Below are 20,439 nucleotides of genomic sequence, written 5' to 3'. Positions count from 1 at the left end.
TCCTCGTTCCTAGCGGTCGGGTCCGGTCGGGGATTTGTACAGGCGGTCGATCCGATAGAGGTCTTCGGTCTGTCGCATCGAAGCGGCCCAAGGCATCGCCCGCTCGAAGAGGTCCGCCGCGCGGTTTCCGTCGACCGGCAGATCGTTCGGGCCGGTCCAGTTGACCAGCAGGCACTCGCTGCCCGGCAGGAGGCTGCCCCAGCTGGCGCGCGAGACCTCCGCGATTTCGTCCGCGGTCAGGAAGTAGAGCACTTCGGAAATCAGGACGAGATCGTATATGCCGCGCGGCCAGTCGTAGGGAACCTCGCCCTGGATCAAGCGCGCCTCGACCCGGTTCGGCAGGCGCGCCCGGGCCAGGGTCAGGGCATGGGCCGAAATGTCGATCGCCGTGACCCGGTACCCGCGCGCGATCAGGTCCGCGGTCAGCACGCCGTTCGCGCAGCCGATTTCCAGGATGTGCGCAGGTGGGGGGACCGCGATTGCTTCCACCGTCGCGGCGCGCTTCGCCTTTTCGTACGGCTTGCTCTCGAAGCCCCAGGGGTCGGCATCGTTCAGGAACAAATCGTCGAAGGTGCGGCGCCGGTCAGGCATCCGGGCGCTCCCGTATGAAGATTTCCGGATGGGACGCGAAGTGCTCCGCCAGCGCGGGCGGCATGACGAAGCCGTCCGGATCGTCGGCGATGAGATCGGTCATCTGGGAGGCATGGGCTGCGATGGCGTCGCGCTTGCGAGCGGCGAAGCGATCGTCCGCGAAAAGGTACAACTCGTCCGGAACCGGCAGGTCCCCGAACCGGCCCCAGACCGGCACGCTCCACAGGTCCGCCCCGAGCCTTTGCGCAAGGCACCGAGCCGCGTGGGCGGCGACCTGGTGATCGCAATGGGGATCGTGGCCCCAGGTGGACCAGATCGTGCGGGCCCGCGCGACGCACCGCTTCGAAAGCCACCCATCGAGCGCTTTTTCCGCACTTTCGGTGACGCTTCGACCATCGGGGAAGCCGGCACGCACCAGCGGGATTTCGTTGCCCGGCGCGAGTATCTCCAGTGCCGTGCGAAGCTCGCAAAGGCGGAGGTTCCTGCGAGTTTCGGTGTCGAAGGCAGCCGATTTCGGGTGCGAATTCTCCCCGTCCGTCAGCAATAGGACCGCCACCCGCCGCCCGCTCTCCACCGCCGCCGCTAGAGCCATCCCGCACCCCAAAGCCTCGTCGTCCGGATGCGGCATGACGAGCAGAAGATCCTGAGAAGGCGCGACAAAATCGAGCGAAACCCGCGAGGCGCCACCCGTCGCCCGCAGCATCGTCCCGTCCGCGACCACCGGTATGCTCACAACTCCTCCGGCCTGACCCGCCGCTCCACCAGAGCCCGCGCCGCCCGCACCCGTTTCGCGTCCGGCGCCGCCTGACAGAGGAAGAGCCGCAGGTCCCGCGCGATGCGTTCCTGAGCGCTGCCCTCCACATGCACGGCCATGCCCAAGGCTCGCTCGGCGGTGTACAGCACTTCGCGACAGGCGTCCTCGGTGACCTGACGAGCCAGCAAAGAAAGCGCAGCCTTGACGGGTTGGGCGCCATCGCGCTCGACCTCGTCCGCCGCGCGCAGAAGCCAGAGACGCGCAGTCTCGATCGCTGTGGCCGCGTCCACAATTCTGCGCTGCTGGTCGCGATCTTCCGCGCGATCGCGGGCAGCAAGTCCGTCCAGAAGGAGCGCGTACAATGCTTCCGCCGCCCCGAGATGGGCGGCGCAATAGCGCCATATTCCGCCCTCGAAATAGGGCTCCGTCAAAAGATCCCCGGGTGTTCCGAGCAGATCGGCTTCCCGGACTTGGAGACTATCGAAAGCATACCGTCCCGATCGCGTGGCACGCATTCCGGCCATGACCCAGGTTGTGGGGTCCGCCCGCTCTTCGTTGTCGGTCGGAACCAACAGCATCTGCTGGCCCGCATCGGTCTCGACAGTCACAACCGCCTGTCCGACAAGGCCGAGACCGGACGCGAACCGCTTGGCCCCTGACAGTGCCACATGGTTGCATTCCTGCGCAAATCGAAGCGGCTGATCGGGGTCGTCGGCGCCCCACACACCGAGCAGCAGACCGGCCGATACAGCGTCCGCAACGTCGTCCTTGCGACGGTCCGATGCGTAGAGGAACACGAGCTTCACGGCATTCATATGGCCTTCGAAAAGCCGCGCGACCGACAGGTTCGCCCGGCCGAGGGTCCGCAGAGCATCGAAAGCCTTGTGCGTGCCGGAATGGTCGGTTCCCCATCCCTCGCCACCGTGGGACTTCGGCAGACAGGCCCGGAGCCAACCGGCATCGGCAAGCCGCTCCATCTCATGCTCGAGCGAGCCGTCCTGCTTGTCGCTGCCGATTGCCCATTCGGACAGTACGCGCTCCAATGTCGCATCACGCGGGTCAGGCGGCATCGCGGATACCGTAGGTCGACAGCAATTTTTGGGCGATGGCCAATTCCCGAAGCACTTCGCTCAGTCTGAGGGGTGGGAGGCTATCGGCAACAGATTCGCCCCCCGAAAGCGGCCCGCTTCTCAAACTCTGCTCGCGCAAGTGCCAGATGGGCTTCAGTCTTTCGTCGCACGGCGGGTCCGCAATGGCGGCCCTTTGCGCGAGGGCAGTCCCGCAGCCTCCTGTCGCACGGCCGGACAAACGGGCGGAGGTACGCGTTCCGAAATTCGCAAGCCCACGGACAGAGCGGCGTTCAGCCATCATGGCATCGCACAAGGCACGATCTTCGCCGACATCCGGAACCGGAAGCCTTCCGACAGAAAGATACGCATCGGTTCGCATGGCCATGCTGGCGCCGGAGGGGCGCAGGAAGGACGCCGCGGATGTGTCTCCGGTCCAGACGTCCCACAAACGACGGCAGGCTTCGAAATAGGCGCGTTCGGCGTCCCCGGCCTGGCGCACTTGCGGAGGAAGGACCGAAAGCTCGGCCTCGTCGAGCATGACATCTTCGCATACCAGATCGAAACCCGAATTAAGTTCGGACAGGCACCTTGGGACCCAGTCCGGACCAACCGTCGTGTCTGCATCGGTGGTCAGGAGACAGCCCAATGGTGCAGCGCGAGCTGCCAAATCCAACGCCAGTCGCCGCGCATGGGCAGCGTTGCGGATCGGACGTTCGAAATCGACCGCGACGACCAGTCCCGCGAGATCGTGTCTGACCAACGATTCGAATGCGAGACGGGCCGAGCCATCCTGCGTGTCGTTCACAACGACGATCACCGCGCCCTTCGCCGAAGCACATTGCATCGTGTTGGCGAGCGCCGAGAGCGCATACGGTAGGCGACGAGCCTCGTCCCGGGCCGGAATGGCGACGCAGTAGTCAAGACGATCCAGCGCATCGCCAGCGATCCCCCGCAGGAAGGCCTTTTCCTGAAAGGGTGGTCCTGCGAGGATTTCTTTGGCGTGGTGGTACCAGTGCCGCGAGCCCGATCGTCTGGCGCTATGCCCGCTCCGAACGACGGGAATGGGAGAGGGTGGCAAGGCTACCGCCCTCTCCCGGCCGGAAACGGTCATTTGGCCGCCAGGTTCACACTGCGCTCGGCTAAATCGGACATGTTCTCGTCCGCGTCGTAGATTTCTTCGGTGATGGTATCGAGTTCGGTTACGTGCTCGTCCTTGCCCAGAGCCTCCGCGAAAGCCTTGGCGGTACCGAAACCCGCAATGCCGTAATGACACATGCGCTGGTACTGCGCGACGATAAGGACGTCACGAACGTCGTCATCGTCGATGTCCGCGTCGAGTGCATGTTTCCGGGCCTCTTTGACGAGCCCCTCCATGCCCTTGCAGTGCTCTTTCTCTTCGACACCGCATTCGTCCAGCAGTGCCTTCAAGCTCTTCGTGTGGTCTGCGATCCCCTCCGCAGCACGTTTGAGACGCTCGCCGAGTGTCTTGTCGCCAGCCTTTTCCGCGAGATCGTTGACGACCTTTTCCATCTGGTCGTTCGCCGACCAAAGATCGGCCAGTTCGTCGGCATAGCAATCGCTCAGGTTTTTGGGTTCAGCCATGTTTCTCTCCTTGCAGTTTGCGTCAGCGTTCTGCTGGTCCTTTTCCGCAAATCGCCAGAGAGAAAAACGTTTCAGCTAAACTACGTTTGACCTCATTTGATAACTACTGATGAATGTTATTATTATGAGCGTATAATATAACAAATGACATATTCCAACCGATCGCCGTATTTTTTCGGTCATCGTGCAACGAATCTCCTGCCCCCTCATTGGAGGGGAGGCTTCAAAGCAAGGAGAATTAGATGCCCGACCAGCTGAACCTCGATGAGGGAGGCGCCAATCATCAGAAGCCGGAAGGCGACGATGATGTGATGACGACGGCTCAGGGGCATCCGGTTGCGGACGACCAGAACTGGCTCACCGCAGGCGAGCGTGGGCCGCAACTTCTCGAGGACCATATTGCCCGCGAGAAGATCTTTCATTTCGATCATGAGCGCATTCCGGAGCGCGTCGTCCATGCGCGCGGCTACGGCGTGCATGGTCACTTCGAACTGAAAAAGGCGATACCCCAATATTCGCGCGCGCGGATTTTCAACGAAGAGGGCGTGAAAACGCCGACGTTCACCCGCTTCTCCACGGTCGCCGGGAACAAGGGATCGCCCGACCTGGCGCGTGACGTGCGAGGCTTTGCCACCAAATTCTACACGCAGGAGGGAAACTGGGATCTGGTCGGCAACAACATCCCGGTGTTCTTTATCCAGGATGCGATCAAGTTTCCGGACCTGATCCACGCTGCAAAACCGGCACCCGACCGTGGCTTCCCGCAGGCACAGACGGCGCACGACAACTTCTGGGATTTCGTCACCCTGAGTCCGGAATCGATGCACATGATCATGTGGATCATGTCTGATCGGACCATCCCGCGGTCATTCCGATTCATGGAAGGTTTCGGCGTTCACACTTTCCGGCTCGTCAATGAGGATGGCGAGAGCCATTTCGTGAAGTTCCACTGGAAGCCGAAGCTCGGACTGCAATCGGTGATCTGGAACGAGGCGCTGAAGGTGAACGGGATGGATCCCGACTTTCACCGGCGTGACATGTGGGACGCAATCGATGCAGGCGACTTCCCGCAATGGGATCTCGGCATCCAGGTGTTCGACGAGGAATTCGCCGAACAGTTCGAATTTGACGTGCTCGACGCGACGAAGATCATCCCCGAGGAACAGGTTCCGGTCGAGATCATCGGCACGCTGACGCTGGACGCCAATGTCGACAATTTCTTCGCCGAGACCGAGCAGGTGGCCTTCTGCACGCAGAACATCGTGCCGGGTATCGACCATTCGGACGATCCGCTGCTGCAGGGCCGCAACTTCAGCTATCTTGACACGCAGCTGAAGCGCCTTGGCGGACCCAACTTCACGCATTTGCCAATCAACGCCCCGAAGTGCCCCGTCCGCCATTTTCAGCAGGACGGGCACATGGCGATGACCAACCCCAAGGGCCGGGCGAATTACGAACCCAACAGCTGGGGTGGAGATACGGGCGAGGATCGCGGTCCGCGCGCTTGCCCGAACCGCGGCTTCGAGAGTTATCCGGCAAAGGTGTCGGGACCCAAGCTACGCATCCGCAGCGAGACGTTTGCCGATCACTACAGCCAGGCGCGCCAGTTCTACATCAGCCAGACCCCGGTCGAGCAGACGCACATGGCCAATGCGCTGACATTCGAACTGTCGAAGTGCGAGCGGCCGGACATACGGGAGCGGATGGTCGGCCATCTTCGTCACATCGACGAAGACCTGGCAAAGGAAGTTGCGGACGGGCTCGGGCTCACGTCGATGCCCGACAAGGTCGTGGCCGCACGCCAACCGGTCGCGGACCTACCGGAGAGCCCAGCGCTTTCGATCATCAAGAACGGCCCGGACAGCTTCAAGGGCCGCAAGCTCGGCGTCTACATTGCCGAGGGGGCCGATGCCGACATCGTCAAGGCCCTGAAGGAGGCCGCCACCGGGGCCGGCGGGATGGTCGAAATCGTCGCGCCTCATGTCTCAGGAGCGAAGCTTTCGGACGGTACGCTGATGCCCGCCGACGAAAAAATCGATGGCGGACCTTCGGTCACCTACGACGCGGTGGCGGTCGTGATGAACGAGGAGTCCGCACGTCGCTACAACACCGACAAGCCCAGCGTCGACTTCGTCAATGACGCCTTCGCCCATGCGAAGTTCGTGGCGTACGTGCCCGAGGTCCGACCGCTCTTCGAGACCGCCGGCGTTTGGGACTGGATGGACGATGGCTTCGTCGATCTTTCCCGCGGCACCGAGGCAGCGGACGACTTCATCCAAAAATGCGGGAAGCTCCGGTTCTGGGATCGCGAAAGCGTGAAGCAGGACTGACACGGAAGGAACCAGAAAATGGAAAAACGACAGGAAATCGGAATCGCAGGAACAGTAGCGGGGCTCGCCCTCGTTGCAGGCGGCGCGGCTTTCGGCGCGATGTTGTCCCGCCGTCACAAGGGTGGGAGCGACGATGCTCCGCTATTCACACGCAGGAAACCGGGAACCGACAACCCGATCCTGGGCAGAACGGTCACGATCCGCAAAGGTCGGTCCGAGTTGTATGAATTCTGGCGCGACTTCGAAAATCTCCCGCGCTTCATGGAAAATGTCGACGAAATCCGGAAGGATGGTGACGCCCGGATCTGGGTGATCAAGGCGCCTGCCGGCCAGACCGTGGAGGTGCGCACGGAAGTCGTTTCCGATGTCGAGAACCAGACCATCGCCTGGCGTTCGGTCGAGGGATCGGACATCGAAACGAATGGCGAAGTTACTTTCGCGGATGCGCCCGGCGACAGGGGCACCCGCGTGTCTCTGGTCATGTTCTACGATCCGCCGGCGGGAAGCCTGGGCCGGGTCATCGCAAAGGCTTTCCAGCGCGAGCCGGAGGTCCAGGCGCGGCACGATCTCAAGCGATTCAAGATGCTGATGGAAACCGGCGAAATCGCCACCTCCGCGCATCGGAAGGACAACACCCGAAAAGCCAAGCAACAGGAGAACGAGCAATGAGAGCTCTCGCATGGCACGGCACGCACGACGTTCGCGTGGACACGGTTCCCGATCCCGAAATCATCAATCCGCGCGACGCGATCCTGAAGATCACGTCCACCGCGATCTGCGGAAGCGACCTCCACTTGTACGACGGGGTCATTCCGGGCGTGCAACCCGGAGACGTCCTAGGACACGAATTCATGGGCGAGGTGGTGGAAACCGGCTCGGACAGCACCCTCGAAAAGGGGCAACGCGTCGTCGTGCCTTTCACGATCAGCTGCGGCGGATGCTTCCACTGCAAGATCCAGCAATATTCCGCCTGCGAGAATTCGAACCCGGCTGAGAAGCAGGACATGTCGGCATCGCTGTATGGCCATCCGATGGCTGCGCTGTTCGGTTATTCGCACCTCACCGGAGGATATTCGGGCGGTCAGGCGGAGTATGTCCGCGTTCCCTTTTCGGACGTCGGCCCCATCGTGATCCCGGATCACCTCGAAGACGAGAAGGTCCTGTTCCTGTCCGACATCCTCCCGACCGGCTGGATGGGGGCGGAGAACGCCGAAATTCAGCCCGATGATACGGTTGCCGTGTGGGGTTGTGGGCCGGTCGGCCTCTTCGCGATCCAGTCGGCCATCGTAATGGGCGCGAGCAAGGTGATCGCGATCGATCATTACCCAAATCGGCTCAATCTCGCGAAGCAACTCGGGGCCGAAACGATCGACTTCCGCAAGACGGACGTCCGAGAAGCCCTGATGGAAATGTCCGGCGGGATCGGCGTGGATGCGGTGATCGATGCGGTCGGAATGGAGGCGCACGGCTTTGCGGTCGACAACATGCTCGACATCGCGAAGCAGAAGATCGGGATGGGTGCAGACCGTGCGTCCGTCCTCAAGCAGGCGATCCTGGCGGTTCGACCCGGTGGGCGTGTGTCGATCCCGGGCGTCTATGGCGGGATGACCGACAAGTTCCCGCTCGGCGCCCTGATGGAAAAGGGCCTGCAGGTCCGCAGCGGTCAGACCCATGTGCAGCGTTACACCAAGGACCTTCTCGAAAAGATCGAGGACGGTACCCTGGATACGACATTCCTTATCTCGCACCGTCTGCCGCTCGAAGATGCGGCGCGCGGCTACAAATGCTTCCACGATGAACAGGACAGCTGGACGAAGGTCGTCCTGAAGCCGGATATGAGCGCCGGGGAGAAGGCAACATGAGCAAGAACCCTGTCGAGAAACTCTCGGGCTTCTGTGTCGTGACCGGCGCCTCCAGCGGGATCGGGTTGGAGCTTGCCCGTCTGGCGGCCAAGGACGGCTGCGACCTGTTGCTTGTCGCCGATCGCGACCTTGCAGATGCGGAACGTGTCGCCCGTGAAGCCGGAGCGGCATCCGTCGAACGGATCGAGACCGATTTAGCGACAAGAGATGGCGTTGAGCAGCTCGTCGACGCGATCGGCGAACGAGATGTCGATGCGCTGATCGCGAATGCTGGCCACGGATTAGGCGATGCCTTCTTCCTTCAGGAATGGGACGATATTGCCCACGTCATTGATACCAACATCAAGGGGACGGTGTCGCTGGTGCACAAGATCGGTGCGAAGATGGCACTGCGGGACAAGGGGCGAATTCTGCTGACCGGTTCGATCGCAGGTGACATGCCCGGTGCTTACCAGCTCGTCTACAATTCGACGAAGGCCTTCGTGAACGACTTTGCCGTCGGGCTCGCGAACGAAATGAAGGATACGAATGTGGTCATATCCTGCCTCATGCCGGGGGTTACGGATACGCTCTTCTTCGAGCGCGCCGGCATGGAGAACACGAACGCCGGCGAGATGGACAACAAGGCAGATCCTGCAAAGGTCGCACGCGACGGATACGATGCGATCCTATCCGGGGAAACGCAGGAGGTCAGCGGCTTCATGAACAAGGTTCAGGATGCTTTCGCTGACCTTCTTCCGGACGAACTGGTGGCACAGATGCACCGTCGCCTGGCGCAGCCCAAGCGCTGACGAGTTCGCGTGAAGGCAAGCCGATTCAAATAGGCTATCCGGCACCAAGAAAGGTCAAAAAGGAAAAGGAATTCTGTCGCTTCCGTTCTTTCGGGACAACGCTGTTCAAAAAGGAGAGAACGAATGGCACGACGAAACAACCGCAGAGACGGCGGCTACGATCAGGACTATCGGAACGACGATGGCGGTCGAGACCGTTGGGGCGGAAATGACGGCTATCGGCGCGACAATCAGGAAACCGGCGGCGGTTACTCCCGACAGGATTACGGTTCCGACCGGGGCTATCGCTCCGGATCGGGCGACGATCGGTACCGGGACGGAGACAGCAATTTCGGCAGTCGTCCGGGAAGCGGGATGTCCCGCGGTCGCGGCGGGTCCTATTCGGGTTCCGGCGGCGGCTACAATTACGACGACGACCGGAACTACGACCGCAACGAAAGTTCCGGCGGATACGGACGTGACGATTATCGCGACCGTCAGGGCTCCCGCTCCCGCGGCGGAGACGACGATCACTACCATTCGCTTCGCGAACGACACATGCGCGAATTCGATCGCGATTACGACGAATATCGCCGGGATCGTCAAGAACGCATGGGCCAGGATTTCGACGAGTGGCGCCGAGACCGCGAAGCGAACCGAGGCTCCAGCTCCTCCGATGGATCGGATGACAGTTCTTCCAGCAAGAGCGGCGGCAAGAGTTCCACGTCCAAGTCGGGCAATTCGTAGAGCCGCAACTTCAAGCCGGCACCCCTATCGACGGCGGGCGCCGGTCTCATCAGACAACAAGGAATTGAACCATGGCATATGACCGCAATCAATACAGCAGCGGGACACGCTCCAGTCGTTCGGACTGGCGCGGCAATGATCGCGACCGGACTTCCGGACGAGGTGGCCGGAATACGATGAGCCGACGGGATCGCAACGAGACTGGCGGCCTGATCGCGTCCGACCGGGTTGAAGGCACGGCGGTTTACGATCGCAACGGCAACCGGCTTGGCTCGATCGAAAACTTCATGGTCGGCAAGCGCAGTGGACGCGTCGAATATGCAGTCCTCTCGTTCGGCGGCTTTCTCGGCATGGGCGAACGGCACTATCCGCTTCCCTGGGACGAACTCGATTACGACGAGGACGAGAACGGCTACGTCGTGAATATCACCGAGCGCGATCTCGAAGACGCGCCGAGCCACCGCGCCGGCGACCAGATCGATTACGGCCGTGGATATGGCGCCGATGTGCGCCACTACTACGGCGGACACTGATCTACCCGTTTGGTCTGCGCATTTCGGCCATCGAATGATTGGGCAGGCACGAGGACCGGATCGCACCGCGATCCGGTCCTCTTTCGTCATTCGCTCCGCGCCATTATCCGGAACGACAGAATGGCCCTCGTGCCGTCCGAGGGTGTCGCGCTGAACTGCAGGCTGACATGCTCCGTCCTGTCGTCAAGGGACGCCCTCCGCGTCTCTCGTTGCTCAAGGCTTTGGTTGACCAGTTCCAGCAGCTTTTGAGAGAGGTCGTCGATCCCGTTTTTCGTGTCGGTTACATAATCCCCTTCCACTGCCGAACCGAGCAGCCTTCGCGCCGCCGGATTTGCTTCAAGCAGTTTGAGCCTCTGTCCCTCGACGGCATCGTCGCGCGCGACGAGCAGGAAACCGTCGTCCATGTTTTCGAACAGTGCCCGGAAACGTTCCTCGCTTAGGCGCAGCTTTTCTTCGGCTTCGCGCCGCTTCGTTATGTCGACGAAGCTGACGACGATCCCTTCGATCCGATCCTCCAGCGTCCGGTAGGGCCGCAGGCGCATCATGAGCCAGCGTCCGTCCTTCGTCTGCACTTCGCTTTCCAGTGGAACGAGGTCGTCGAGAACCCTCCGGGCGTCGTGCTCCACTCCATCGTAAACCAGCTTGTGCGTGAAATCCGTGATCGGTCGTCCGACATCCGAGCCGGTTACGCTGAAAAGCCGCTCGACCGCGGGGGTCAGCATCTTGATCCGCAGCTTGCCGTCCAGGAAAAGCGTTCCGATTTCGGTCGCATTGATCAGATTTTGCAGATCGCTGTGCGCCCCGGCGATACTGTCGAGCTTGTTCTTGAGTTCGCCGTTTACCGTCTGGAGTTCCTCATTGATCGACTGAAGCTCTTCCTTACTCGTTTCCAGTTCCTCGGCAGTGGAACGGTACTCCTCGTTGATGGACTGCAATTCCTCATTGGCGATGCGCAATTCCTGCAACGAGGTCTCATGCTCCCGGCGGCTGGTACTCAATCGCTCCTGCGCTGCTCGCAGTTCCTCCCGCAGGCGCTGGATCTCGCTGGCGATACCGGGCCCGTTGCTCTCGGAAGTTTGGTCTTCCGAAGGCACTTCGCCTCCGTCCATGAAGACGACAAGTGCTTGCGGCGCGATGTTGGGTTCCGGTGCACTGGCAGCGACGTACAGCGTCACCCGGTGGGTCTTTCCATCGAAGGTGACATTCAGGGGCTGCGTGAAGTGCGAAGACAGCTCGGCGAACGCCCGATGCAGCGCACTTCGCAGTTCTGCTCGAAGTTCGGGCCGCACGAGATCCGGGAGTTCCTGGCTGAGCGGTCCTGTCGGCGGCATGATGAAGCGACCGGCCCGAGGAGATAGATTGAGTACCCGGTGGTCTTCGTCGACGAGCACGGATGGCGGCGCAACGTCTTCCAGCTTTGCTACATGAGCCGATCCCGACGAGTTTTCCTGTCTGTCGCCCCTGCGCTTGGCGGACCCGGTACCGTCGCGATGCCACTTGCGCGGCAACTGGCCGAGGAATTCGATCGAGCCCTTGTTGCGCGGTTTGGCGGTATAGATACGCCGGTCGCGCGAATGGGTGGCAAAAAGCTCCGGGCGCGCATCCGCGGTTTCCGCCGACCCGAGAAAGAGGAAACGGCCCGGGCTGAGCGAATAATGGAACAGGGCCAGCAATTGTCCCTGCATCTCCCGCTCGAGATAGATCAGCAGGTTCCGGCAACTGACCATATCCATGTGCAGGAAGGGCGGATCCTTCATGGCGCTGTGATGTGCGAACAGGACCATGTCGCGAACCTCCTTGCGGATGCGATAATGTTCGAGTTCGCGGACGAAGAAACGCTGCAGTCTTTCGTCCGAAAGATCGGCCTCGATCGAGCGCGGATAGCGACCTTCCCTGGCCGTCGCGAGCGCACCCTCGTCGAGGTCGCTCGCGAATATCTGCACGCTGGGCTGAATTCCCCGCCGGTCGGCCTCTTCCAGCAACAGTATGGCGATGGAATAGGCTTCCTCACCCGTTGCGCAGCCGACCGACCATATCCGGATCGGCTCCGTTTCTCCGTGCGAGTTCAACAGGGATGGAATGACGGAATCGGCCAGTTCGACAAACGCCTCGCGGTCCCGAAAAAACGAGGTCACGGAAATAAGCAGGTCGCCGAAGAGTTCCTGTGCCTCTTCCGGTGTTTCACTGAGATAGCGTGCATAATCGACCAGTGCGGGCTGGCGGGTCACCTGCATTCGCCGCCCGATCCGCCTGTGCACGGTCGCGGACTTGTAGCTGCTGAAATCGTACCCGGTTCGCGCATAAAGGAACGACAGGATCTTGCCCACCTGGAGTTCGGCGTCTTCGTTCGGCGTCTCACGCAGTTCGTGCTTGCTCCGCGAGGTCTGCCTGATCCGCTTTGCAAGGCCTGCAATGGGTTCGACGAAATCTGCAACTCCGGTCGCGATGGCACTGCGTGGCATCATCGGGAATTCGGCTTCGGCGGGATCCTGAACCAGTATCAATCCGCCGGCTTCTTTGACGTCACGTACCCCGACCGAGCCGTCAGCGCCCGCTCCGGTCAAGACGACCGCGAACCCGTCACCGCGAGCGGAGGCGATCGAGCGAAAGAACATATCGATCGGCGATCGTTTGCCGCGCGGTTCCGTGAAAGGGCGAGAACGGATTTCGTTTCCCTTGACGATCAATTCGCAGTCGGGCGCAATCACGTAGACGCAATTCGGTTTAAGTTCTGGCGTGTCGGACACCTGATTGACCGGCATGTCCGTACATTTCGCCAGTATTTCGGAAAGATGGCTCGGGTAATCCGGAGCAAGGTGAACAATCACCACGTAGGCCAGGCCCAAATCGGGATCGATTGCGCCGAAGAACTTCTGCAGGGCAGGTATACCACCTGCGGAAGCACCGATGGCGCAGATCGGCGTTTCGGACCGGTGATCGTGTTTCTTGTTAACAAAATTTGGCATCGTATGCCCTGTTGCATCCTTGATGAAGGTGTGGCGTGATGCGCGAATTCAACGTTCTAGGGTTCGAAACGGGGCGAGCTACGTTCGCGTAAAAGCCTTTATCTCGAACACGTTACACGACAGGACCCGAATTGGCCCGTTATTTCTTCCATTTTCGCAATGGCGATACGCTCGTTCCGGACGAACTGGGAATCGAATTTGGCAGTGCCGAGGAGGCGCTGGACCAGGCATCGACGGCCGCGTGCGCGATGTGGTCCGAATTGCTTGTCGCGCGGCGGGAGCCGACCCTGTGCGCATTCGAGATTACCGACGCGACCGGCCGTTTCCTTTTCAACCTGCCGTTCTTCGAAGTGCTCGAAAGATGCCGGCTGGTGGGGCAGGACGCGCTACATTCATCCGAACTCGTGATGAACCTTCACCGCACGCATCGAAGAGCGACCGAGGCACGCAACGAAATTCGTTCGAGCTTTGCCGAAGTTCGCTCTGCTCTCGATGAGGCTCAAAGCCTGCTCGGCAGGATCGACCTTCTTTCTCGCGCGCGTTCGACAGGCGATGCTGAGGAAACTGTGAACGCCTAGTCTTTCGACAAAGTCTTGAGAGGCGCGATCAGGAGCCATGTCAGGCCTTCCGGCGTGTAATCAAGCACCGCTTCTCCGGAAAGTGAGCGCGCCGCTGCGCTCGAAAGGAGACGCGCCCCAAAGCCGGTCCTTTCCGGTTTTCTGACTTCCGGACCGTCGCTTTCCGTCCATTGCATCCACAAACGCTGTCCCTCATCGCTCTCGACGATCTTCCAGAACAGACGGACGCTACCACCATCATTCGATAGCGCACCGTGCTTCATCGCGTTTGTCTGCAACTCGTGAAGCGCCAAGGCGAGAGTCATGAGCGACTTGCCGCCAAGTTGCAGGTCCGGTCCGTGGCACGAGATGCGGTCACTGCCTTCGGTGATCTCCATTGCCCGCCGTATCGTGTCGGCAAGCGAACCGCGGTGCCAGGATCCCGGCGTCAATGCCTCTACCGAACGTCGCATCGCCTCGAGGCGTCCTTGCAAGACCTTTCGGGACGTCGAGATTTCGACGTCGTCGCGCAAGGTTTGTCGCACGAGCGATTGGACGACTGCCAGCAGGTTCTTGTATCGGTGCCTGAGTTCTTCCGACGCCACTTCGCGAAGATTGTCATCCGACACGATCGTAGCGACATTCGCCTCGCTGTCATCGGTCCGGGACCGGGGGCGTACCGGCTCCAGATGCAGGTAGCTGTCATCGAATTCGGCGATCTGTTCGAGCTTCTCCCTGTCGAGTATCTGCATGCGCTGCGCACGCACTTCGATCAGCCCGTCCGCTCGCAGGTCCTGCAGCGTCCGATTGACGTGTACGACCGACATTCCCAGAATGCAGCCAAGCTGCTCCTGAGTGATCGGAAAATGGTGTCCGCGCCACGTGGCAGCGGTGATTTTGTCAAGGCGCGCTGCCATCTCGCAGAAGAAATGCGCCATCCGGTTGCGCGCGCATCTCTGACCGAGCCTGGCTGCGCTCTCGCCTGCTCCGCACCTTTCGATCGCCACCGCGGCGCCAAAGGCGCGACAGACTGCAGGGCTATTCTGCGCCAGTTCGCGCAGTTGCTGTCGGTCAAGCTGGAGTACGGTGCAATCGGTGATCGTTGCCAGGCCGAACCGCGTGCGGTCCAGATACAACCGCTCCGCGTCGAGAATATCGCCGGGCAGGTTCACCGCGACGATCTGACGCCAGCCGTTGGCACCGGTAAGGTATCGGACAGCCCAGCCTTCGGTCAAGATATGCAGCCGCCCATCGTTCTCACCTTCGGCGAGGAAGTCGGTCTTGCCAGCTATTTCGCGCGGCTTCTCGGCGATCTCTTTTATCGCTTCGCGTTCTTTGCTGCTCAGCGCGCCGAGCCAGCCATTCGGGTTTTCGAACACGTCGCCTGGCCCATGCGAATAGCCTGCGTGCGAGGGGGATTGCCTCAGGCTTTCCATAACTTTGCTCCACCTTGTGACTTGCAAAGTTTTTCAAGTCACGGACCACCCTAGATATACGATGGCTATAGTGATGGAGCGTACGCCACCGGACGAAGGCCGGAAACATGTCTTATGTTTGCAAGCGCTTGCACAAACCGTTGTAAGTTCCCGGCGTGAGAGGAATCGATCGCCCTCCGGCGGTATGCCTTGACTGGCGTATTACTTGCTTTTTGTTTGCCGCAGACTTTGCAAAGGGACACGAAATGCCAAAGGCGCTCCGCGCAAACGCTTATCTAGGATCCGTATGACGCCATCGCTTCGATTGGTATCCAATGGTGCTATCTTTCACCGCGAAGGACTCGCGCAGTAGCGTTCCATTTAGGGAGCGATTTTGGGAACATGCGCACATCGTTGCAAATTGTTCATAGAAAACAGGGGAGAATGGCGGAGACGGAGGGATTCGAACCCTCGATACCCGAATAGGGTATGGTTCCTTAGCAGGGAACTGGTTTCAGCCACTCACCCACGTCTCCGCGTCCGCACGGGCGGATCGGGAGGCGGCCTATAGCGGTGCGTGCGGGGGGCATCAAGGGGGCTGAGCTTTCCGATTTCGGTCGGGGAGGACTCGGTTCGCCGCGTTTTGGATTCGCTTCGGCGCGCATTCATTGCCGGGTCAGCATCATAGGACTCTGATGGGCGCGGGTTCGCACGGCCAGCCGGGTCGTGCGGGACAGTTCGACGGGAGGACCATCGCATGCTTTCATTCGCACCGAAGCGCGCCAGGGCCGCCCTGGCCGCCGCCTTCGCATCCATGGCCATCTTTGCCGCGCCGCTCTCTGCGCAGCCGATCGAGGAGGTCGATCCGAACGCCGCGATCGATGCCGACCTGGCCGAGCAGCCGGGCGAGCCGTATTACTACACGCCGGATCAGGATGCCGCGCCCAGTTCCCGGCCTCCCGAATCGGGCCCGACCGTGACCCGGCCCGTGGCGGAGCCAGGCTTCGAGGATGCCTTCGACGAAGCTGCCGACGTCGCGCCGAGCTGGTCCGATCCGGTCGTGACCTCGCCCGATGCATCCGTTGCCGCCTCGCAGGCCGCGGCGAGCCCGGAAGTGGCTGCTGCGCAAGGTACCACCTACAAGGAAGACGACCTGATCGGTGCGGCCGAGGGCCTCTTCGGCGAAGGTGCGGAAGAGATCGCGCGAATGATCCAGCGCGTCCTGAAGGACCAGGGCGAGCCCAATGCCTACATCGTCGGCCGTGAGGCGGGCGGCGCGTTCATCGTGGGGGCGCGCTACGGCTCTGGAACGCTGTTCCACAAGGTGGAAGGGCAGCGCCCAGTCTACTGGACGGGGCCGTCGGTGGGGTTCGATGTCGGCGGCAACGCCGGCAATACCTTCGTGCTGGTCTACAACCTCTACGACACGGAAGAGCTCTATTCCCGTTTCCCGTCGGGCGAGGGCAACGCCTATGCCATCGGCGGGGTCACGGCGAGTTACCTGCGCAAGGGCGACAAGGTGCTGATCCCGATCCGCGTGGGTGCCGGGCTGCGGCTGGGCATCAATGCGGGCTACATGAAGTTCTCCAAGGAGCATAAGTGGCTGCCGTTCTGAGCCGCTGCATACTCCATATTTCCAGTTGAAGCGCCGCCCCTTGCACGGCAAGGGGTCGGCATGTTGCACAAGCTCGAACCCCAATCGCCCGATGCGCTGCTGGCGCTGATCAAGCTGTTTGCCGAGGACGAGCGGGCGGACAAGATCGATCTCGGCGTCGGGGTCTACCGCACGGACGACGGCGCGACGCCTGTCTTCCGGGCGATCAAGCAGGCCGAGGCGAAGCTGCTCGAGGAGCAGGACAGCAAGAGCTATCTGGGGCCCGAAGGCGACACCGACTTCGTCGATGCGCTGGTGCCCTACATCTTCGGCGCGGACCTTGCCGCTGACCGGATCGCCGGAATGCAGACGCCGGGCGGGACCGGCGCGGTCCGGCTCGCGGTGGCCCTGGCGCAAAAGGCCGGCGTGACGCGGGTCCATCTCGGCGTGCCGAGCTGGCCGAACCACAAGCAGATCCTCGACGATGTGGGCCTGGAAACGGTCACTTTTCCGCACGCGACGCCCGACGGCGATGCCGATCTGGAAGCCGTGCTGACCGCGATCCGCAACGGGGGCGAGGGCGATGCCGTGCTGCTGCATGCATGCTGCCACAACCCGACCGGCGTCGAGTACACGCAGGACCAGTGGGACCGCATCGCCGCGGCTCTCGCGGACAGTCCCGTCCTCCCGATCATCGACAGCGCTTACCAGGGCCTGGGGCAGGGGCTCGAGGAAGACGCGGCGGGCCTTCGCACCGTGCTGGCGCGGGTGCCCGAAGCGCTGGTGGCATATAGCTGCGACAAGAACTTCGGCCTCTATCGCGACCGGGTGGGCGCGTTCTTCGTCCAGGCGGCGGATGGTTCGGACCTGCCGGCGATCATGTCCAACGCCAACGCGCTGGCACGGGCCAACTGGTCGATGCCGCCGGACCATGGCGGCGCAGCGGTCCGCGTGGTGCTGCGGGACGAGGGCATGACGCGCGAATGGCACGACGAACTCGATTCGATGCGCACCCGGTTGCGCTCCGTGCGCGACCGGCTGGCCGCAGCCGACAACGAGGTGCCCGGGCTCGACCTGCAGCAACTCGGCCGGCAGAACGGCCTCTTCGGGATGCTCGCCCTCACGCCGGACCAGATTGCCGCCATGCGCAAGGACCATGCGGTATACATGGCCGGATCGGGCCGAATCAACATCGCCGGCCTGACCCGGGGCAATGTCGAGAAGTTCATCGCGGCGCTCGCCGATGTGACCGCCTGACTCGGGCGAGACATGGACCGCTTGACCGGTCTTTCCGAAAATCCTGGCTCCCCCCGCAAACCCGCGGCCGCCGGCCGATTTCGTGGCTCTGGCACACGCCGGACCGTGGCCTTTGTGGCGCGCCGACGATCACACCACATGGCGCGCGGCGTACGGGCGCGAAAATAAATCCGGAAAGGGGGCGCGGCAGGCTGCATCTCCCCACTCAGGCCAGATTTCGTCCGTGTAGGACAGCACAAATCGCGGTCCCGCGCCGCGAATACCGTCCACTGCGTTTGACCTGCCCCCCGGACGAAGCCTAACGCTTCGCGACCATACGAGAACTCGGAAGGAACGGACTCGCATGGCAGACAAGGACCTCGACCGCATCTACACCGCTTCCGGCGACGCGGAGATGCGCGAACTCTACGACAAATGGGCGGACGACTACGACAGCGATGTCGTGGGCAATGGCTATCTCACCCCCACCCGCATCGCGGATGCGCTCGGCCGCTTGGTGCCCGATCGCGACGTGGCCGTCATGGACCATGGCTGCGGCACGGGCCTTTCGGGCGTCGCGCTGGACGAGGCGGGTTTCAGCCGGATCGACGGCGCGGACCTGTCGCAGAAGATGCTCGACCGCGCCCGCGAATGCGAGGTTTACCGCACGCTCGACCTGATCGAGCCCGATGCCCCGCTGCCCGATCGCTACGCGCAGTATCCGGTGATCGTCGCGGCAGGTGTCATCAGCAAGGGCGCGGCGCCGCCTTCGCTCTACGGCGATCTCATCACGGCCATGCGCCCCGGCGCATTGCTGGCGTTCTCCGTCAACGATCTGAGCTTGGCCGAACCCGACTATGCGAAGCTGGTGGACAGGAGCGCGGAGGCGGGCGAGGTCAAGGTCCTCCACGACGAGCACGGCCCCCACCTGACGGGGTACGAGGAGAACAACGGCTCGAAGGTCTACGTGGTCGAGAAACTGGCCCGGTAGTCTCGAGGCTTTTTGGCCTAACTCTCAGGCGCGTGCGGCACCGCATTTGCGGATTGAAAGGAGGCGCACTAGGCGGGCGCCACCCCACCGCTGAATTTGGACAGGACCTGCCCATGACGTCGCGAGACACCACGCGCCTGCTGGCGTTGCCGGATGATACGGAAGACGCGACGCGCGCGTCCTTCTCCGATGTGGCGCACCGTATTGCCTATGGCGCGATCGGCTGGCCCTGGCTGCTCTACAGCCTCTGGGGCGGGACGCAGCGGAGCAAGGCGCGATTACTGGAGCGAGTAGGGCTTGGCCCGGACTCTCTGCCGAACCTCGGCAGCTGGAAGGCGGATACCGGTCTTCTCCACCGGATAGTCGATGCGGTGGAGGAGATACGGCCGAAAGTCGTGGTCGAACTCGGCGCGGGGGCATCGACCCTCGTCTGCGCCAAGGCCCTCGAGCGCAACGGCGGCGGACGGCTGGTCAGCTACGACCAGCATCGTGGCTTCGTCGATGCGACGGCTCGCTGGGTCGCGGAAGAAGGCGGCCAGGCGGATCTGCGCTGGGCACCGCTTTCCGCCGATGCCAGCGACTGGCCCGGGCGCTGGTATGCGCTGGAGGACGTGCCGGAAACGATCGACCTCATCATCATCGATGGTCCGCCCTGGGCGATCCATCCCTTCGTGCGCGGCGCTGCCGAAACCCTGTTCGACCGCCTGTCGCCCGGCGGCATGGTACTGCTGGACGATGCCTCGAGGCCCGGCGAGCGGGTCGTGGCGCGCAGGTGGCGCAGGAACTGGCCGGATATGCGCTTCGAACGCCATGGTGGCAGCACCAAGGGCACGCTGATCGGGCGCAGGCTGAAGCAGGGTGAAACAGGCACGCCGGCTTTGCAGCCCTCCAACGACAACGAACCCACGCGCCACTGGCGCCGGGTCGCCGCGCTGGCCCTGATGTTCGGTGCCGGCTGGCTGAGCCACGAATTCGCCGTCGGTCTTTCGCCCACGGCGCAGGCTTCGGAAATCGTGGACGAAGCGCACGCTTCGCATGCGGCGAGCCGCGCGCGCGAAGCTGCGATGGTCGGCGTACCCGATCCGCGGGACGCGGGCCGGCTGGCGGCGGGGGCCGGGCTGGAACTGCCCGCATTGCCGGAAAACTGGCGGGTCGGCGCCGTGCAGCTCGATCCTTCGGACCTCGGCAATGCGCTCACCGTGCCGGTCGTAACGCAGGACGGAGCGCGACTGACCCTGTTCGCCGCACGGGCCGAAACGCCGGCCGAGGATTTGCCCGTCCTGGCGCGGCGCGAGGGTGCGTCGATCGCCTATTGGGAAGAGGGCCCGTTCGCCTACGCGCTGATCGGCGAGATCGGGGCGGAGCGGCTGCTGCGCCATGCTGCGACATTGTCCGAGGAAGATCCGCCGGGCGGACGCTGA

Annotated in this window: 18 protein-coding genes and 1 tRNA gene; 11 read left to right on the top strand and 8 right to left on the bottom strand. The window is 62.4% G+C overall.

Features of this window, described 5'->3' with window-relative positions:
* Positions 1–9 precede the first annotated feature (9 nt).
* The 5 genes from AB1K63_RS07830 to AB1K63_RS07810 all read right to left on the bottom strand — a co-directional run bounded on the left by AB1K63_RS07830 (position 10) and on the right by AB1K63_RS07810 (position 4,017).
* The gene (locus tag AB1K63_RS07830; protein ID WP_366959493.1) at positions 10–591 is read right to left on the bottom strand and encodes a class I SAM-dependent methyltransferase; all 582 of its coding nucleotides are present in this window, start codon (positions 589–591) and stop codon (positions 10–12) included.
* Positions 584–1,324: a PIG-L deacetylase family protein gene (locus tag AB1K63_RS07825; protein WP_366959492.1), complete on the bottom strand. Its 741-nt coding sequence runs from the start codon at positions 1,322–1,324 to the stop codon at positions 584–586. Before AB1K63_RS07825 ends, AB1K63_RS07830 begins: the two co-directional genes overlap by 8 nt.
* On the bottom strand, positions 1,321–2,322 hold the full coding sequence (locus AB1K63_RS07820) for an acyl-CoA dehydrogenase family protein (RefSeq protein ID WP_366959490.1): 1,002 nt from the start codon (positions 2,320–2,322) through the stop codon (positions 1,321–1,323). The genes AB1K63_RS07825 and AB1K63_RS07820 overlap by 4 nt, the downstream gene beginning before the upstream one ends.
* 82 nt (positions 2,323–2,404) lie before the next feature.
* Positions 2,405–3,526: a hypothetical protein gene (locus AB1K63_RS07815; protein WP_366959489.1), complete on the bottom strand. Its 1,122-nt coding sequence runs from the start codon at positions 3,524–3,526 to the stop codon at positions 2,405–2,407.
* A complete protein-coding gene (locus tag AB1K63_RS07810; protein WP_366959488.1) occupies positions 3,523–4,017 on the bottom strand; it encodes a DUF892 family protein in 495 nt (164 codons plus the stop codon). The genes AB1K63_RS07815 and AB1K63_RS07810 overlap by 4 nt, the downstream gene beginning before the upstream one ends.
* 242 nt (positions 4,018–4,259) lie before the next feature.
* Between AB1K63_RS07810 and AB1K63_RS07805 the strand changes: the two genes are divergently transcribed.
* From AB1K63_RS07805 to AB1K63_RS07780, 6 genes are all read left to right on the top strand, one after another.
* Positions 4,260–6,347, top strand: coding sequence for a catalase (locus AB1K63_RS07805; RefSeq protein ID WP_366959487.1), 2,088 nt, complete (start codon positions 4,260–4,262; stop codon positions 6,345–6,347).
* 18 nt (positions 6,348–6,365) lie between these two features.
* Positions 6,366–7,016: an SRPBCC family protein gene (locus AB1K63_RS07800; RefSeq protein ID WP_366959486.1), complete on the top strand. Its 651-nt coding sequence runs from the start codon at positions 6,366–6,368 to the stop codon at positions 7,014–7,016.
* Entirely contained in the window at positions 7,013–8,209 is a 1,197-nt protein-coding gene (locus AB1K63_RS07795; protein ID WP_366959485.1) for a zinc-dependent alcohol dehydrogenase, read from the top strand. The genes AB1K63_RS07800 and AB1K63_RS07795 overlap by 4 nt, the downstream gene beginning before the upstream one ends.
* A complete protein-coding gene (locus tag AB1K63_RS07790) occupies positions 8,206–9,000 on the top strand; it encodes an SDR family NAD(P)-dependent oxidoreductase (protein WP_366959484.1) in 795 nt (264 codons plus the stop codon). Before AB1K63_RS07795 ends, AB1K63_RS07790 begins: the two co-directional genes overlap by 4 nt.
* A 123-nt stretch (positions 9,001–9,123) precedes the next feature.
* The gene (locus tag AB1K63_RS07785; protein ID WP_366959483.1) at positions 9,124–9,726 is read left to right on the top strand and encodes a hypothetical protein; all 603 of its coding nucleotides are present in this window, start codon (positions 9,124–9,126) and stop codon (positions 9,724–9,726) included.
* Positions 9,727–9,902: 176 nt separating this feature from the next.
* Entirely contained in the window at positions 9,903–10,259 is a 357-nt protein-coding gene (locus AB1K63_RS07780) for a PRC-barrel domain-containing protein (RefSeq protein WP_366959482.1), read from the top strand.
* Between the two features lie 86 nt (positions 10,260–10,345).
* On the opposite strand, the gene AB1K63_RS07775 is transcribed toward AB1K63_RS07780, so the two are convergent.
* Complete coding sequence (locus tag AB1K63_RS07775; RefSeq protein WP_366959479.1) at positions 10,346–13,225, bottom strand: chemotaxis protein CheB; 2,880 nt, start codon at positions 13,223–13,225, stop codon at positions 10,346–10,348.
* Positions 13,226–13,356: 131 nt separating this feature from the next.
* Here AB1K63_RS07775 and AB1K63_RS07770 point away from each other — a divergent pair, with 131 nt between their 5' ends.
* On the top strand, positions 13,357–13,803 hold the full coding sequence (locus AB1K63_RS07770) for a hypothetical protein (RefSeq protein WP_366959478.1): 447 nt from the start codon (positions 13,357–13,359) through the stop codon (positions 13,801–13,803).
* Here the strand turns inward: AB1K63_RS07770 and AB1K63_RS07765 are convergent.
* Both AB1K63_RS07765 and AB1K63_RS07760 read right to left on the bottom strand, forming a co-directional pair.
* Positions 13,800–15,218 carry an HWE histidine kinase domain-containing protein gene (locus tag AB1K63_RS07765; RefSeq protein WP_366959477.1) on the bottom strand — a complete coding sequence of 473 codons (1,419 nt, stop codon included), beginning with the start codon at positions 15,216–15,218 and terminating at the stop codon, positions 13,800–13,802. The two genes, AB1K63_RS07770 and AB1K63_RS07765, sit on opposite strands and share 4 nt — an antisense overlap.
* Positions 15,219–15,642: 424 nt before the next feature.
* Positions 15,643–15,733, bottom strand: a tRNA-Ser gene (locus AB1K63_RS07760).
* 221 nt (positions 15,734–15,954) lie between these two features.
* Between AB1K63_RS07760 and AB1K63_RS07755 the strand changes: the two genes are divergently transcribed.
* The 4 genes from AB1K63_RS07755 to AB1K63_RS07740 all read left to right on the top strand — a co-directional run bounded on the left by AB1K63_RS07755 (position 15,955) and on the right by AB1K63_RS07740 (position 20,439).
* Positions 15,955–16,812 (top strand): EipA family protein, encoded by an 858-nt coding sequence (locus AB1K63_RS07755; protein ID WP_366959476.1) that lies wholly within the window; start codon positions 15,955–15,957, stop codon positions 16,810–16,812.
* Positions 16,813–16,872: 60 nt separating this feature from the next.
* Entirely contained in the window at positions 16,873–18,048 is a 1,176-nt protein-coding gene (locus AB1K63_RS07750) for an aromatic amino acid transaminase (protein WP_366959474.1), read from the top strand.
* A gap of 343 nt (positions 18,049–18,391) precedes the next feature.
* On the top strand, positions 18,392–19,018 hold the full coding sequence (locus tag AB1K63_RS07745) for a methyltransferase domain-containing protein (protein ID WP_366959473.1): 627 nt from the start codon (positions 18,392–18,394) through the stop codon (positions 19,016–19,018).
* Positions 19,019–19,131: 113 nt separating this feature from the next.
* Positions 19,132–20,439 (top strand): class I SAM-dependent methyltransferase, encoded by a 1,308-nt coding sequence (locus AB1K63_RS07740; RefSeq protein WP_366959472.1) that lies wholly within the window; start codon positions 19,132–19,134, stop codon positions 20,437–20,439.

It is taken from the genome of Qipengyuania sp. JC766 (assembly GCF_040717445.1).
Taxonomy (GTDB): Bacteria; Pseudomonadota; Alphaproteobacteria; order Sphingomonadales; family Sphingomonadaceae; genus JC766.
The sequence above is the reverse complement of the archived record's forward strand: the minus strand, read 5'-3'. Positions and strand labels throughout refer to the sequence as shown.